This window comes from Rhizobium sp. 18055 (assembly GCF_902706285.1).
Lineage (GTDB): Bacteria > Pseudomonadota > Alphaproteobacteria > Rhizobiales > Rhizobiaceae > Rhizobium.
Genome location: NZ_CACSKD010000021.1, coordinates 13,298 through 27,244 on the forward strand (window position 1 = coordinate 13,298; position 13,947 = coordinate 27,244).

At 61.2% G+C, this 13,947-nt stretch carries 16 protein-coding genes; 4 read left to right on the plus strand and 12 right to left on the minus strand.

Translation table 11 applies throughout. The features are described from left to right. The first annotated feature begins 57 nt into the window (after positions 1–57). On the plus strand, positions 58–855 hold the full coding sequence (locus GVL52_RS25295; protein WP_160012193.1) for a 1-acyl-sn-glycerol-3-phosphate acyltransferase: 798 nt from the start codon (positions 58–60) through the stop codon (positions 853–855). 14 nt (positions 856–869) lie between these two features. Here GVL52_RS25295 and GVL52_RS25300 read toward each other — a convergent pair whose 3' ends face one another. Continuing rightward, positions 870–1,400 carry a gamma-glutamylcyclotransferase gene (locus tag GVL52_RS25300; protein ID WP_160012194.1) on the minus strand — a complete coding sequence of 177 codons (531 nt, stop codon included), beginning with the start codon at positions 1,398–1,400 and terminating at the stop codon, positions 870–872. A 51-nt stretch (positions 1,401–1,451) separates the two neighbouring features. On the opposite strand from GVL52_RS25300, the gene GVL52_RS25305 reads away from it, so the two are divergent. After that, positions 1,452–2,453, plus strand: a complete 1,002-nt coding sequence (locus GVL52_RS25305; RefSeq protein ID WP_160012195.1) for a DUF2125 domain-containing protein — start codon at positions 1,452–1,454, stop codon at positions 2,451–2,453. A gap of 265 nt (positions 2,454–2,718) precedes the next feature. On the opposite strand, the gene GVL52_RS25310 is transcribed toward GVL52_RS25305, so the two are convergent. The 3 genes from GVL52_RS25310 to GVL52_RS25320 all read right to left on the minus strand — a co-directional run bounded on the left by GVL52_RS25310 (position 2,719) and on the right by GVL52_RS25320 (position 5,613). After that, on the minus strand, positions 2,719–3,648 hold the full coding sequence (locus GVL52_RS25310; RefSeq protein WP_160012196.1) for a prephenate/arogenate dehydrogenase family protein: 930 nt from the start codon (positions 3,646–3,648) through the stop codon (positions 2,719–2,721). Next, entirely contained in the window at positions 3,645–4,754 is a 1,110-nt protein-coding gene (gene hisC / locus GVL52_RS25315) for a histidinol-phosphate transaminase (RefSeq protein WP_160012197.1), read from the minus strand. The genes GVL52_RS25310 and hisC overlap by 4 nt, the downstream gene beginning before the upstream one ends. Before the next feature lie 82 nt (positions 4,755–4,836). Next, the gene (locus GVL52_RS25320) at positions 4,837–5,613 is read right to left on the minus strand and encodes a class I SAM-dependent methyltransferase (protein WP_160012198.1); all 777 of its coding nucleotides are present in this window, start codon (positions 5,611–5,613) and stop codon (positions 4,837–4,839) included. 53 nt (positions 5,614–5,666) lie between these two features. Here GVL52_RS25320 and gloB point away from each other — a divergent pair, with 53 nt between their 5' ends. Further along, positions 5,667–6,437 (plus strand): hydroxyacylglutathione hydrolase, encoded by a 771-nt coding sequence (gloB, locus tag GVL52_RS25325; protein ID WP_160012199.1) that lies wholly within the window; start codon positions 5,667–5,669, stop codon positions 6,435–6,437. A gap of 14 nt (positions 6,438–6,451) precedes the next feature. After that, positions 6,452–6,874, plus strand: coding sequence for a cupin domain-containing protein (locus GVL52_RS25330; RefSeq protein WP_160012253.1), 423 nt, complete (start codon positions 6,452–6,454; stop codon positions 6,872–6,874). Position 6,875: 1 nt separating this feature from the next. Here the strand turns inward: GVL52_RS25330 and GVL52_RS25335 are convergent, their stop codons facing one another. From GVL52_RS25335 to GVL52_RS25370, 8 genes are all read right to left on the minus strand, one after another. Further along, positions 6,876–7,217 carry a helix-turn-helix transcriptional regulator gene (locus GVL52_RS25335; protein WP_160012200.1) on the minus strand — a complete coding sequence of 114 codons (342 nt, stop codon included), beginning with the start codon at positions 7,215–7,217 and terminating at the stop codon, positions 6,876–6,878. A 104-nt stretch (positions 7,218–7,321) separates the two neighbouring features. Continuing rightward, a complete protein-coding gene (locus GVL52_RS25340; RefSeq protein WP_160012201.1) occupies positions 7,322–8,092 on the minus strand; it encodes an SDR family NAD(P)-dependent oxidoreductase in 771 nt (256 codons plus the stop codon). Positions 8,093–8,291: 199 nt separating this feature from the next. Further along, positions 8,292–8,699, minus strand: a complete 408-nt coding sequence (locus tag GVL52_RS25345; RefSeq protein WP_160012202.1) for a F0F1 ATP synthase subunit epsilon — start codon at positions 8,697–8,699, stop codon at positions 8,292–8,294. A gap of 77 nt (positions 8,700–8,776) precedes the next feature. Further along, positions 8,777–10,225 carry a F0F1 ATP synthase subunit beta gene (gene atpD / locus GVL52_RS25350; protein WP_160012203.1) on the minus strand — a complete coding sequence of 483 codons (1,449 nt, stop codon included), beginning with the start codon at positions 10,223–10,225 and terminating at the stop codon, positions 8,777–8,779. Positions 10,226–10,248: 23 nt separating this feature from the next. Beyond that, entirely contained in the window at positions 10,249–11,133 is an 885-nt protein-coding gene (locus GVL52_RS25355) for a F0F1 ATP synthase subunit gamma (RefSeq protein WP_160012204.1), read from the minus strand. Positions 11,134–11,159: 26 nt separating this feature from the next. Next, entirely contained in the window at positions 11,160–12,689 is a 1,530-nt protein-coding gene (gene atpA, locus GVL52_RS25360; protein ID WP_160012205.1) for a F0F1 ATP synthase subunit alpha, read from the minus strand. Beyond that, on the minus strand, positions 12,689–13,255 hold the full coding sequence (locus tag GVL52_RS25365) for a F0F1 ATP synthase subunit delta (protein ID WP_160012254.1): 567 nt from the start codon (positions 13,253–13,255) through the stop codon (positions 12,689–12,691). The genes atpA and GVL52_RS25365 overlap by 1 nt, the downstream gene beginning before the upstream one ends. Before the next feature lie 254 nt (positions 13,256–13,509). Next, a complete protein-coding gene (locus GVL52_RS25370; RefSeq protein WP_160012206.1) occupies positions 13,510–13,899 on the minus strand; it encodes a DUF4345 domain-containing protein in 390 nt (129 codons plus the stop codon). Positions 13,900–13,947: the final 48 nt, after the last annotated feature.

Below are 13,947 nucleotides of genomic sequence, written 5' to 3' on the forward strand. Positions count from 1 at the left end.
ATATCGTGTAGGAGGGCTGGACCGCCCGTCAGGCGGATACTGGCCTCGGGAAAGTTCATGATCGCCCTGCGTTCCGTCCTCTTCAACACGATCTTCTACGCCAATCTCATCCTCAGGATGATCGTGTTTTCGCCCTATTATTTCCTGGCGCCGCGCCGGAGTGCCTATCGAATTCCGAAGAACTGGGCGCTGTCAAACCATTGGCTGATGGAAAAGATCGTCGGCACCACCTTCGAGATCGAGGGCCTCGAAAACCTGCCGGAGGGCGGCTACATCCTGGCACCGAAGCACCAGTCCTTCTGGGACACCTATGCGCTGCTTCCCTGGCTGAAGGACCCCGTCTATATCCTCAAGCGCGAGCTGATGTGGATACCGCTGTTCGGCTGGTACGCCAAGAAGCAGCGGATGATCCCGATCAACCGCGGTGCCCGCGGCAAGGTCATGGTCGAGGCGCTGCGCCGCACCAAGGAAGAACTCGCCACCGGCCGCCAGCTGATCATCTATCCCGAAGGCACCCGCCGCCCGCCCGGTGCCGAGCCGCTTTACAAATACGGCATCGCCCGGATGTACCGCGACCTGCAGCTGCCGGTCGTCCCCGTTGCCATGCAGCCCGGCCTGTTCTGGCCGCGCCGCAGCACCATGCGTTATCCCGGCCACTACAAGGTCCGCATCCTGCCGCCGATCATGCCGGGCATGGACCCGGACGCCTTCTTCGCCCACCTGATCGAGGTGACGGAACGCGCCAGCGACGAGATCCTGATCGACGCCGCCGAGCGCAACCCGTCCTTGCCGCTGCCGCCGACAGCCGTGGCCCGCCTCGAACAACTGCGCAAAGAGAAAGCTGCGACCACGTGATCAAGGCGGCCTGATCAGGCCGCCCGCAGCCGCTCGACCTCGTCCACCACGTCTTCCAGCCAGTGGTCGCGAATACCCATCTGCTTCAGATGCGCCAGCGTGTTGAACACATAGGCATCGTTCGGCCCGGATTGCCCCTCGGCCGCATGCACGATGCGCGCCGCTGCAACCGTATCCAGCGACCCTGCATATTGCGTGTGCGCGCGATCGACGACATAGGCGACGCCCTGCACGGTCTGCCCGCCCTGAAGCTGCAACGGAACCTGGCGCTCGAGATAAACGTTGGTCACCAGTTCACGGGCTCTGAGATAGGCAATCACCTCTTCCCAGTCGTCTCCCGCGATCCGAAATGCCATGCCGCGGCACGAGCCGCCGCGGTCGAGCCCCAGCACCAGCCCCGGATTTTGCTGCGTCCCCCGATGCACCCAGGAGCGCACGCACAGCGAACGCCGATAGCCATAGATGAGCGCCTCAGACCGCTCGACAAACGCAAAGCCCGGATTCCACATCAGCGATCCGTAGCCAAACACCCAAAATTCGTCCATATCGCAAGCCAGACCGAGATTCCTATTTGCGAACCACCATTGGAGAACATCATGGCAGCGTCAAGCCAATCCCGTAGCGGCAAGAAATTCTGGTTGCTGGGCGGGGGCATTGTTCTGGTGATCGCGCTTTATACCGGCGCCTGGTTCTATGCCGCCTCGGAACTGAAGAACACCGTGCTGAAGGCGATCGCGCCCGGCAACACCGCAGGCGTCACGGGCGAATGCACCGATATCGATTTCCGCGGCTTCCCGTTCCGCATCGGCCTCTATTGCTCGAAGGTCGATGTCGATGACAACGTCAACGGCGTCTCGGCAAGCTTCGGTGCGCTTCGCTCCGCAGCCCAGGTCTACGCCCCCGGCCACATCGTCTGGGAACTCGATTCGCCGGCCGAAATTCGCACCGCGCACGGCCTCGCCATCAATGCCGAATGGGCAAACATGCAGTCGAGCCTGGTCACCAAGCTCAAGGGCATCGATCACTCCTCGACCATCATCGACGGGCTGAAGGCCACCGCCGTGTCATCAGCTACCGGCCAGACGATCAATTTCGACGCCGCCCACACCGAGATCCACCTGCGCCAGAACGGCGCCGATCTCGACGGCGCCATCTCGCTGACCGACGCCCAGACGGTGATCAAGGACTGGCCCCAGGTCTTCCCGAAACTGTCGAGCAGCGCCGATATCACGCTCGCAGGCAAGGCCGGCATGATCGACGGCAGCGACAGGACCGGCCTTTACGGTGCCAGCGGCGAACTGCGCAAGGCGGTTGCCGATATCGGCGACGGCAAGGTGATGACGCTGAGCGGTCCGTTCTCCTTCGACACGGAAGGCTATCTCACCGGTCAGTTCAAGCTGCAGATCGAAGATCTCAGCGCCTGGCGCGACAGCATCAAGCAGACCTTCCCGGGCATCGCCAAGACCGTCGATACCGCGTCAAAGCTGCTGAAGGCGCTTGCCGGCGGCAGCAACACGGTCTCCGTCGATCTCGTCGTCCAGCGCGGCAACGCCACCGTCAGCGGCTTCATCCCGCTCGGCCAGATTCCGCCGATCTGAGGCCGTGCATCGATGGGTGGGGCGGAGAACAGAATAGCAAACTGTTGATGCGCATATAGGCCCGCATCACCCCTCATCCCGGACTTGATCCGGGATCCAGCTGCGTCGCGTCTGCGACGCAAGAAGGTCTTCCAACCCAAGGACTTGGGTTGGCTGGATCCCGTGTCAGGCACGGGATGAGGATGGAGAATGAGCAGTCCTGGGAGCCCGACAAGACAGCAGGGCGCGACCACCCGCACCATTCATCAACGCACAGCCCGAAGGATCAGGACTTCTTGTCGAGCGTGTGGGGACGGCCGAAATCCGGCGCATCGACATCCTGGCCGGCCTCGATGATCGAACGGCGGATCGCCCTTGTGCGGGTGAACAGGTCGAAGATCTTGTCACCCTCGCCCCAGCGGATCGCCCGCTGCAGATAGGCGAGATCTTCCGAGAACCGCGCCAGCATTTCGAGAATCGCATCCTTATTGTGCAGGCAGACGTCGCGCCACATGGTCGGGTCGGACGCCGCCAGACGGGTGAAATCGCGAAAGCCCGACGCCGAATACTTGATCACTTCCGATTGCGTGACGGTTCCCAGATCATCGGCCGTGCCGACGATGTTGAAGGCGATCAGATGCGGCAGGTGCGAGACGATCGCCAGCACCTTGTCGTGATGCTCGGGGTCCATGACGTCGATCTTCGAACCCAGCGCCTCCCAGAACCGGCTGAGCGCTGCGAGAGCCGCCTCGTCGGTATCGGCAAGCGGCGTGAAGATGCACCAGCGGCCCTCGAACAGGCCGGGGAAGCCGGCATCCGGGCCGGACTTTTCCGTGCCCGCCAGCGGATGGCCGGGGATGAAATGCACATGATCGGGCATATGCGGCTGCATCTGCGCAATCACCGATGCCTTGGTCGAACCGACATCGGTGACGATCGCCCCCGGCTTCAGGCTGCCGGATATTTCCTTGGCGACGCTTCCCGATGCACCGACCGGCACCGAAACGATCACCAGATCCGCATCCTTCACCGCCTCGGCCGATGACGTCGTATAGCGATCGCCAAGCTGCAGCTCCTCCGCCCGTTTCAGCGTATCCGCGCTGCGGGAGGCAATCACCACCTCTTTCGCCAGGCCCAGGCGCTTGATGTCGTGGGCCAGCGACGAGCCGATCAGGCCGATGCCGATCAACGCGATGCGATCGAACTGGATGGTCATACCTTCCGTCCCATAAACTCGCCGAGCGCCTCGATGACGCCGCGGTTCGCCTCTTCGGGGCCAACGCTCATGCGCAGCGAATTGGCAAAGCCGTAGCCCTTCACCGCACGCAGGATATACCCACGGCTGGCGAGGAAATCATCGGCCTGATCGGCGCGCTTGCCGTCCACATCAGGGAAATGGATCAGCACGAAATTGGTCACCGACGGCGTCACCTTGAGGCCGATCGCCTCGAAGGCGCCGGTCAGCTTGTCGATCCACATCTGGTTGAAGGCGACGGTCTCCTGCACGAAGGCCTGATCACGAACTGCCGCGGCACCGGCGGAAATCGCCGCCGCATTCATATTGAACGGGCCGCGCACGCGGTTCAGCGCATCGATGATCTCGGCAGGCGCATACATCCAGCCGACGCGCAGCGCCGCCAGGCCGTAAACCTTCGAGAAGGTCCGCGTCATCACGACGTTGGGGTTCTGCGAGACGATCTCGATGCCGGCCTCGTAATCGTTGCGGCGAACATATTCGGCGTAGGCGGCGTCGAGCACCAGCAACACATTCTTCGGCAGTTCTGCCTGCAGGCGGCGGATCTCGTTGACCGGCACATAGGTGCCCGTCGGATTGCCGGGATTGGCGATGAACACCATCTTGGTCGTATCAGTCACGGCAGCAAGGATCGCATCGACATCGACCGTCGCTTCCTTCTCCTTGACGGTGACAACGGTGGCACCGGCGCCCATGATCTGGATCTTGTAGACCAGGAACCCGTGCTCGGTGATAATCGCCTCGTCGCCGGGTGCCAGATAGACGTGGCAGAGCAGGCCGAGCAGCTCGTCCGAACCATTGCCGCAGAGAATATTAGCCGGGTTGAGGCCATGAACCGCAGCGATTGCCGCGCGCAGTTCGACCGCCTGGCCGTCAGGATAGCGCTCGAGACTGTCGGCAGCGGCGCGGTACGCTTCGATCGCCTTCGGGCTGGCGCCGAGCGGCGTTTCGTTCGACGAGAGCTTGTAGACGCGGGCCACACCCGGCGCATGTTCCTTGCCCGGCACATAGGCTGCGATGTCAAGAATACCGGCACGGGGAACAGGCTTGCTCGTCTCTACGCTCATGGGATCAACCTTGGAAAAGGCCGGAGGTTCCGGCTGAAAATTGCCCAGAGGCAATAGAACGGAAAGCCGGTTTTGTCGAGTGCTAGCGGCTACGCGTCGTCGGCACGCCATGCGGCGAAAGCACCGGCACGAACACGCGCCGTGAGGCGCGCGACGCCACCGGCAGGCCCTGATAAAGCCGCTTCTGCGCCTCGACGATGATGACGCCCGAAAACGCCGGCCACAGAGCCCGCCCGACCCGCTCGAAAGCGCCGCGAAGCCGCATCATCGTCCGCAGCTTCGACGGCGGAAACAACAGAGCCTCGGCCGAAGCGCCCGGCGTGAAATTCGTTTCCCGCAGCAGATGCGTCAGCTGGCCGCGCGAATAGGGGCGACCCGAGCCGAACGGCGTATGCTCCAGCCGCGCCCAGACGCCGCGACGGTTCGGCACCACGATGATCAGCCGGCCGCCCGGCGCCAGCACCCGCCAGAGTTCCTTCAGCGTCTCGCGCGGGCTCTCGGCAAACTCCAGCGAATGCACCATCAGCACCCGGTCGATCGACGAGTCGGGCAGCGGCAGTTCCTCGTCGAAGATCAGCGCCGTCGATGACAGCGATCCCATCGGCCAGTTCACCGCCCCCTGCCCCGCGGGCATGAAGGCGAAGGTGCGCTCGGTATCGGTCCGGAAGCGATCGAGGAACGGCACGGCATAGCCGATCCCCACCAGCCGCTCCTGCGGCAGCTTCACCCACAGCGAAGAGAGCGCCATGGCGATCGACTGCTCGGCGATGCGGCCGAGGTCGGAATGATAGAACTGGCGTAGGTCGACGATATCTGCGTGCATTGCGGCAAATGTTACCAGTGGGCGGTTGGACTTCAAGGCCGCAGCCTCTACATTCCTGACATCTACGGAATAAAGAGGTGCTTTAGATTATGAAATCTTTGGATTTAGACGTTTTTTTGTGCCGCACCGACAATTTCGGCGTGCTGGTTCACGATCCCGAAACCGGCCTGACTGCCTCGATCGACGCCCCCGATGCCGACGCGGTCATAGCAGCCGCAGACCGCCGCGGCTGGACCATCAGCCACATCTTCACCACCCACCACCACACCGACCATGTCGAAGGCAATCTGGCGCTGAAGGAAAAATACGGCTGCGAGATCATCGGCCCGATCAACGAGGCGGTGGCGATCCCCGGCCTCGACAGGACGATGGCCGATGGCGACACCTTCCTGTTCGGCGATCATCCGGTGAGCGTCATCGAGACCCCCGGCCATACCGCAGGCCACATCTGCTACAACTTCGTCGAGGACAAGCTGCTGTTTGCCGCCGACACATTGTTCGCGCTCGGTTGCGGCCGCCTGTTCGAAAAGCCGCCGGCCGACATGTGGCGCTCGCTGCAGAAGCTCGCCGTGCTGCCGGATGAAACCGCCATCTATTTCGGCCACGAATACACGCTCGCCAACGCCCGCTTCGCGCTCACCATCGATCCCGACAATGAACGCCTGAAAATCCGCGCCGCCGAGATCGAAGCCCTGCGCGCCGAGGGCAGGTTCACCATTCCAACGACGCTGGCCATGGAAAAGGAGACCAACCCGTTCCTGCGCGCCGCCGACCCGGCCATCCGCCGCAACCTGCTGATGGAGAGCCGCACCAACGAAGAGGTGTTCGCCGAGATCCGCAAGCGCAAGGACAATTTCTGATGCCAGCGGCGCAGATCTCGCCCGACGACATCATCCGCGAACTGGCGATGCAGCCTCACCCGGAAGGCGGCTGGTACGTGCAGACCTTCAGAGATGCGCAAGGCGGCGCCCGCGGCCACTCGACGGCGATCTACTATCTGCTGAAATCGGGGCAGCGCTCGCACTGGCACCGCGTCCACGATGCCGCTGAAGTCTGGCACTACTACGCCGGAGCGCCTCTGGCGCTTCACCGGGCCGAGGACGGCGGGACGATCGAAACGCTGACGCTCGGCCTCGACATTCTCGGCGGCGAGCGCCCGCAGGCGATCATCCCTGCCAACTGGTGGCAATCGGCAGAGACAACCGGCGACTACACGCTGGTCGGCTGCACGGTCTCTCCGGGTTTTGAATTCTCAAGCTTCGAGATGGCACCGCCTGACTGGGCACCGGGCGGCTGAGCTATTGCTCGACACCATCGGGCAACATGACAAACAGCGACTTCAGCAACGACACGGTGCCCGAGTTGCCGACGCGGTAGTAGATCATCCGCCCGTCGCGGCGGGTCTGCACCAGTCCCTCGAGCCGCAGCCGCGCCAGCTGCTGCGATACCATCGCCTGCTGCATGCCGAGAATGTCTTCGATCTGTCCGACGGTCTTTTCATCTTCGGCAAGAATGCAGAGAATGAGCAGTCGAGTATGGTGGGCGAGGGCCTTCAGCAGTTCACTTGCTTCGCGAGCCTTGGTCGAAAAACCCTGCAATTCATGATCGGCCATACCAGATCGTGGTGTCGGCAAGTGCATAATGTATCTCTAGTTGCATATATATCGAGACTGATGAGTCCTGATAACATATACGCAGCCGGCGATCGTTCGGATCTCCTAAAATACCAAAAAAAGTCGTACAATCAGCAGATAAGCTGACCGCCGTTGATTTCGAGCACCTGGCCGGTGACATAGCCGGAGAGCGTTGGCGCCGCCAGGAACAGATAGGCGGGTGCGCAATCCTCCGCCGTTCCCAGCCGCTGCAGCGGTATCGCCTTGCGTGTCTGCTCCAGTTTCTCGGGCGATGAGTAGCGCTGGTGGAAATCGGTTTCGATCGTGCCCGGCGAAACACAGTTCACCCGGATGCCATCGGGTGCCAGTTCGCGCGCCAGCCCCTTCGAGTAGGTAGAAACGAAAGCCTTGGAGGCGGAATAGATCGCCGATCCGGGACTTCCGCCCGTCAGCGCCGAGATCGATACCGTGTTGACGATCGCCGCTTCGCCTGCCGCCCTCAGCGCCGGCAGCAGCGCGCGCGTCACCTCCACCACCGAGGTCTGGTTCAGCTGCACCACCGCGCCATACTGCTCGTCGGTCAGCGTGTCGGCCGGAAAGCGACCGAACATCGTGCCGGCATTGTTGACGAGCACATGCACCTTGTCGAAATGCGTCAGCACCTGCGTCGCGAAGGCTAGGCTTCCCTCGCCAGTGGAAAAGTCGCCGGAGACGAGGATGGCGCGGCGATCCTCCTCCGCCGTCAGCAGGAAGTCCGGCAGGATCCGATCATTGTCGCGACCGGTGTGAACCAGCACCCGGGCGCCGCAATCGAGAAACTGCCGCGCGACTTCGAGCCCGATGCCGCGGCCGGCCCCTGTCACCACCACATTGCGGTTCTCGAACAACTTCGGATGAAACATCAGACTTCCCCCCATTCGCAGCCGAAACCGAACTGGTAACAGCGCAGCCGAGAATAGCCCTTGCACCGAGCAGTTATCAACCTCTTCAGGCGATTGATCGCGATCGTGCCGCAACGGCCGCGTCCGCTGCCGGGCCCTGTCGCAGGCAACAAAAAAGCGGCCCGAAAGGCCGCTTCGATGACAGTCCGATCCCGAAAGATCAGTCCTTGCGGACGACACCCGTAAGGTGTGTCATTTCCATGATGAAGTGTTCCAGCTTCGACTTGTGCTCGTGATGCTGGGCGTCCTCGAGTTCGGCCTTGGCAGCGTCGATGCGACGGTCAAGCTCGTCCCTCGAGAGATCCTCGACCGCGATTGCCGATTCGGCAAGCAGCGTGCAGCCGGTCGGCAGGATGTCGGCGAAACCGCCGAAAACCACGAAGTCCTTCTTGACGCCGCTCGCGGAACGAACGCTGACCACACCAGGCTTGATTGTCGTCATCGTCGGCGCGTGGTGCGCCATGACGGTCATCTCGCCTTCGGTTGCCGGAATGACAACTTCGGTCACCATCTCGGACAGCAGCAGGCGCTCCGGAGATACGAGTTCAAAATTGAAATTGTCAGCCATGACGTTTCACTTCTTGATTGTCTTTGAAACGAGAGACGGCGCGCAGGGGCGACCCCGGCGCGCCGTAAATGAATGCATCAAGCCGCTGCGGAGAGCTTCTTGGCCTTTTCGATGGCTTCTTCCATCGAGCCGACCATGTAGAAGGCTGCTTCCGGCAGATGATCGTACTCGCCGTTCACGAGGCCCTTGAAGCCCTTGATCGTGTCTTCGAGTGCAACCAGCTTGCCAGGCGCACCGGTGAACACTTCGGCCACGAAGAACGGCTGCGACAGGAAGCGTTCGATCTTGCGGGCGCGGGCAACGGCCAGACGGTCTTCTTCAGACAGTTCGTCCATGCCCAGGATGGCGATGATGTCCTGCAGCGACTTGTAGCGCTGCAGCGTCGTCTGCACCTTGCGGGCAACTTCGTAGTGCTCTTCGCCGACAACCATCGGGTCGAGCATGCGCGAGGTGGAGTCGAGCGGGTCAACGGCCGGGTAGATACCCTTTTCGGCGATCGAGCGCGACAGAACCGTCGTTGCATCAAGGTGGGCGAACGAGGTGGCCGGAGCCGGGTCGGTCAAGTCGTCGGCGGGGACGTAAATCGCCTGAACCGAGGTGATCGAGCCCTTGGTCGTTGTGGTGATGCGTTCCTGCATCTGGCCCATGTCGGTCGCCAGCGTCGGCTGATAGCCAACGGCCGACGGAATACGGCCGAGCAGAGCCGACACTTCGGAACCTGCCTGCGTGAAGCGGAAGATGTTGTCGACGAAGAACAGAACGTCCTGGCCCTTGTCGCGGAAGTCTTCAGCGATCGTCAGACCGGTCAGAGCAACGCGAGCGCGCGCACCCGGCGGTTCGTTCATCTGGCCGTAAACCAGAGCAGCCTTGGAGCCTTCGCCGCCGCCGTGCTTGTTGACGCCCGATTCGATCATTTCGTGGTAAAGGTCGTTGCCTTCGCGGGTACGTTCACCCACGCCTGCGAAGACCGAGTAACCACCGTGCGCCTTGGCGACGTTGTTGATCAATTCCATGATCAGAACGGTCTTGCCAACGCCTGCACCGCCGAAGAGGCCGATCTTGCCGCCCCTTGCATAAGGTGCGAGCAGGTCGACGACCTTGATGCCGGTGACGAGGATCTGTGCTTCGGTCGACTGATCGACGTAGGCAGGCGCGTCCTGGTGGATCGAGCGCTTGCCAGCTGTGACCAGCGGACCAGCTTCGTCGACCGGCTCGCCGATGACGTTCATGATGCGGCCGAGCGTTTCCGGACCAACCGGAACGGTGATCGGCGAACCCGTATCGGAAACCGGCTGACCGCGAACCAGACCTTCGGTCGAGTCCATGGCGATCGTGCGAACCTGGTTTTCACCGAGGTGCTGTGCCACTTCCAGAACGAGGCGGTTGCCGCCGTTCGTGGTTTCGAGCGCGTTGAGGATCGCCGGCAGTTCGCCTTCGAAAGCAACGTCGACAACGGCGCCGATAACCTGCGTGACTCTGCCGGCAGAGCCTGTCGCAGTCTTCTTGGGGGTAGCTGCCTTAGCCATCTTCTTACCCTCTTTCCCTTACCTCAGAGCGCTTCCGCGCCCGAAATGATTTCAATGAGTTCCTTGGTGATCTGAGCCTGACGCTGACGGTTGTAGGAAAGCGTCAGCTTATTGATCATCTCACCAGCGTTACGCGTCGCATTGTCCATCGCGCTCATCTTGGCGCCCATTTCACCGGCGACGTTCTCGAGGAGCGCGCGGAAAATCTGGACCGAGATGTTGCGTGGAATCAGATCCTCGAGGATCGATGCCGGATCGGGCTCGTATTCGTAGACTGCACCCGCATGTGCCGCGTCCTCGGCAACCACCTCGCCAGCCGAAGCCGGGATGAGCTGCTGTGCCGTCGGGATCTGCGAGATCACCGACTTGAACTCGGAATAGAACAATGTGCAGACGTCGAATTCACCGGCTTCGTACATCTCGATGATGCGCTTACCGATGCTGTCGGCATTTTCGAAGGCGATACGCTTGACCTCGCGAAGTTCCTTGCGCTCGACGATGAGCGGCAGGAATTCGCGGCGCAGGCTATCGTAGCCCTTCTTGCCGACCGTGAAGATCTTCACCGTCTTGCCTTCGGCAGCCAGCTTGCGGGCGTGGTCGCGGGCAAAACGAGAAATCTGCGAGTTGAAACCGCCGCAGAGACCGCGATCAGCCGTGCAGACAACGAGCAGGTGAACCTGATCCTTGCCTGTACCGGTCATGAGCGTCGGCGCACCATCCGCATCGGTGACGGCCTTGGCGATATTCGCCAGAACCGCACCCATCCGCTGCGAATAGGGCCGTGCGGCCTCGGCCGCCTCCTGCGCACGCCGAAGCTTCGCCGCGGCGACCATTTTCATCGCCTTGGTGATCTTCTGCGTCGCCTTGACGGAGGCGATCCGGTTTTTCAGATCCTTAAGTGAAGGCATCCGTGATCCGTCCTAACTGGGTCCGATTACGAGAAAGACTTCGCGAAGCTATCGATGGCAGCCGTAAGCTTGCCCTTCGTATCGTCGCTGATGGCCTTTTCGGTACGGATCGTGTCGAGGATCGCCGAACCTTCGGAGCGGAGGTACGACAGCAGACCCTGTTCGAACTTGCCGACCTGGTTGACCGCGACCTTGTCGAGGTAACCGTTGACGCCAGCGAAGATCACCGCAACCTGCTCTTCCGTCTTCAGCGGCGAGAACTGCGGCTGCTTCAGGAGTTCGGTCAGGCGTGCACCACGGTTCAGCAGGCGCTGTGTCGAGGCATCGAGGTCGGAGCCGAACTGGGCAAAGGCAGCCATTTCGCGATACTGGGCGAGCTCGCCCTTGATAGAGCCGGCAACCTGCTTCATGGCCTTGACCTGAGCGGCAGAACCAACGCGCGAAACCGACAGACCGACGTTAACAGCCGGGCGGATACCCTGATAGAACAGGTCGGTTTCGAGGAAGATCTGGCCGTCGGTGATCGAGATCACGTTGGTCGGAATAAACGCCGAAACGTCGTTACCCTGGGTTTCGATGACAGGCAGAGCCGTCAGCGAGCCAGCGCCCATTTCGTCGGAAAGCTTTGCAGCGCGCTCAAGCAGACGCGAATGCAGATAGAAAACGTCGCCCGGGTAAGCTTCGCGGCCCGGCGGGCGGCGCAGCAGAAGCGACATCTGGCGATAAGCCACAGCCTGCTTGGAAAGGTCGTCGTAACCGATCAGAGCATGCATGCCGTTGTCGCGGAAGTATTCGCCCATGGCGCAACCGGCAAACGGTGCGAGATACTGCATCGGAGCAGCATCAGACGCGGTCGCGGCAACGACGATCGAGTACTTCATTGCGCCACGTTCTTCGAGAACCTTGACGAACTGGGCAACGGTCGAACGCTTCTGGCCGATAGCGACGTAGACGCAGTACAGCTTTTCAGCGTCTGGGCCGTTGTCGTGGATGGCCTTCTGGTTCAGGATCGCGTCGAGAATGATCGCGGTCTTGCCGGTCTGACGGTCGCCGATGACCAGCTCGCGCTGGCCACGACCGACAGGGATGAGCGCATCGATGGCCTTGAGGCCGGTCGACATCGGCTCATGAACCGACTTGCGCGGAATGATGCCGGGAGCCTTGATGTCAACGCGCGAACGACGCGTTGCATTGATCGGGCCCTTGCCGTCGATCGGGTTGCCGAGAGCGTCGACAACGCGGCCGAGCAGTTCCGGACCAACCGGAACGTCAACGATTGCGCCGGTCCGCTTAACGGTGTCGCCTTCCTTGATGCTGCGGTCGGAGCCGAAAATAACGACACCGACGTTATCGGACTCAAGGTTCAGCGCCATGCCGCGAATGCCGCCCGGGAACTCGACCATCTCGCCAGCCTGGACATTGTCCAGACCGTATACGCGAGCGATACCGTCACCGACGGAGAGCACCTGACCGACTTCCGAGACCTGGGCCTCTTTGCCGAAATTTTTAATCTGATCTTTGAGAATTGCGGAAATTTCCGCGGCGCGGATATCCATCAGCCAACCTCTTTCAATGCAAGCTTAAGGGTAGATAGTTTGGTGCGAAGAGACGTATCAATCTGGCGGGACCCGATTTTCACGATCAGACCACCAAGAATCGAAGGATCAACGGTCACGTTGACCACCACGTCTTTGCCGGTGACGCTCTTCAACGCCGCCTTCAATTCAGTTTCCTGCGCGGTATCCAGCGCATGGGCCGAGGTCACCTCGGCTGAGACTTCGCCGCGCTGCTTTGCGGCGATGATACGGAAGGCCTTGATCATGCCCGGAAGGGCAAACAGGCGGCGGTTACGCGCCACGACCTTGAGAAAGTTTGCGACGAAACCACTGATCCCAGCTTTTTCGCTGATCGCAACGATCGTCTTCATCTGGTCTTCAGCCGAAAAAACCGGGCTCGAGATGAAGCGCTTCAGATCGTCGCTCTCATCCAACATCGCCTGAAAACGGTCGAGATCGGCGGTCACGGAAGGGACTGCCTTTTCCTCGAGCGCCAGTTCGAACAGCGACGAGGCATATCGTTCTGCAACACCAGATACAAGCTGGGACGTGTCTGCCACGGGCACAAATTTCCCTGATTTCAACCCAAGAATCCGGCCTCCGGCGGGCGCCTGATCTAAATTCCTGAATTCGTTATGATTTCCCCCAGAAATCGCAAGAGAAGCCTCTTGCTTCTTCCGAAATTCGGGGTCCGTCTAACATAGGATATCCGGACTCGCAACACGCGTAACGCCCTAATCCTGTTTTAGCATCGATTTCTGCCGGAAAAATGCGGAAACCGCCCGTGACCCACGGTCGCGGCCTCAGAATTCCATATGTTTCAGGCCGAAAAGAAACCGAAAACGTAGCCGAGCGGCAGCGCCGCGAGAACGATCTGCACAACCAGGAGTATATAATTCATGACAGTGCCGCCCCGGTCGGAGAGCAGCGAAATGATCCGCGCAAAGGCGGCCATCGCAAACGCCGCACCAAGCGCCAGGTAGGTCCAGTTTTGCGCCAGCATGATCGCTGACAGACCCGTGCCGAGATAGAAGCCGCCCATCGAGCGCTGCTCGGCATAGCCGTCCCGCCGTTCGCCGCGCGGTGCCAGCCCGAACACTTTCATGGCATAACCCGGCGCGAACATGATGAGGAAGCCCACCAGGGATGTAAATGCCGCTGCACCGAAGGCCAGTTGCTCGCCCAGCTCCGTCGGAAAATAGAAATCCATTGAATCGACCCCGAATAACCTGATTTGCAGCCCTTATGGCACGATTGC

What these genes read in the sequence shown, in the direction of transcription:
- GVL52_RS25300 (WP_160012194.1), bottom strand. Translation starts at nt 1,400, where the DNA reads ATGGACGAATTTTGGGTGTTTGGCTACGGATCGCTGATGTGGAATCCG.
- GVL52_RS25295 (WP_160012193.1), top strand. Translation starts at nt 58, where the DNA reads ATGATCGCCCTGCGTTCCGTCCTCTTCAACACGATCTTCTACGCCAAT.
- GVL52_RS25345 (WP_160012202.1), bottom strand. Translation starts at nt 8,699, where the DNA reads ATGGCTGACAATTTCAATTTTGAACTCGTATCTCCGGAGCGCCTGCTG.
- GVL52_RS25340 (WP_160012201.1), bottom strand. Translation starts at nt 8,092, where the DNA reads ATGTTTCATCCGAAGTTGTTCGAGAACCGCAATGTGGTGGTGACAGGG.
- GVL52_RS25310 (WP_160012196.1), bottom strand. Translation starts at nt 3,648, where the DNA reads ATGACCATCCAGTTCGATCGCATCGCGTTGATCGGCATCGGCCTGATC.
- GVL52_RS25355 (WP_160012204.1), bottom strand. Translation starts at nt 11,133, where the DNA reads ATGCCTTCACTTAAGGATCTGAAAAACCGGATCGCCTCCGTCAAGGCG.
- atpA (WP_160012205.1), bottom strand. Translation starts at nt 12,689, where the DNA reads ATGGATATCCGCGCCGCGGAAATTTCCGCAATTCTCAAAGATCAGATT.
- GVL52_RS25305 (WP_160012195.1), top strand. Translation starts at nt 1,452, where the DNA reads ATGGCAGCGTCAAGCCAATCCCGTAGCGGCAAGAAATTCTGGTTGCTG.
- gloB (WP_160012199.1), top strand. Translation starts at nt 5,667, where the DNA reads ATGAAATCTTTGGATTTAGACGTTTTTTTGTGCCGCACCGACAATTTC.
- atpD (WP_160012203.1), bottom strand. Translation starts at nt 10,225, where the DNA reads ATGGCTAAGGCAGCTACCCCCAAGAAGACTGCGACAGGCTCTGCCGGC.
- hisC (WP_160012197.1), bottom strand. Translation starts at nt 4,754, where the DNA reads ATGAGCGTAGAGACGAGCAAGCCTGTTCCCCGTGCCGGTATTCTTGAC.
- GVL52_RS25370 (WP_160012206.1), bottom strand. Translation starts at nt 13,899, where the DNA reads ATGGATTTCTATTTTCCGACGGAGCTGGGCGAGCAACTGGCCTTCGGT.
- GVL52_RS25335 (WP_160012200.1), bottom strand. Translation starts at nt 7,217, where the DNA reads ATGCACTTGCCGACACCACGATCTGGTATGGCCGATCATGAATTGCAG.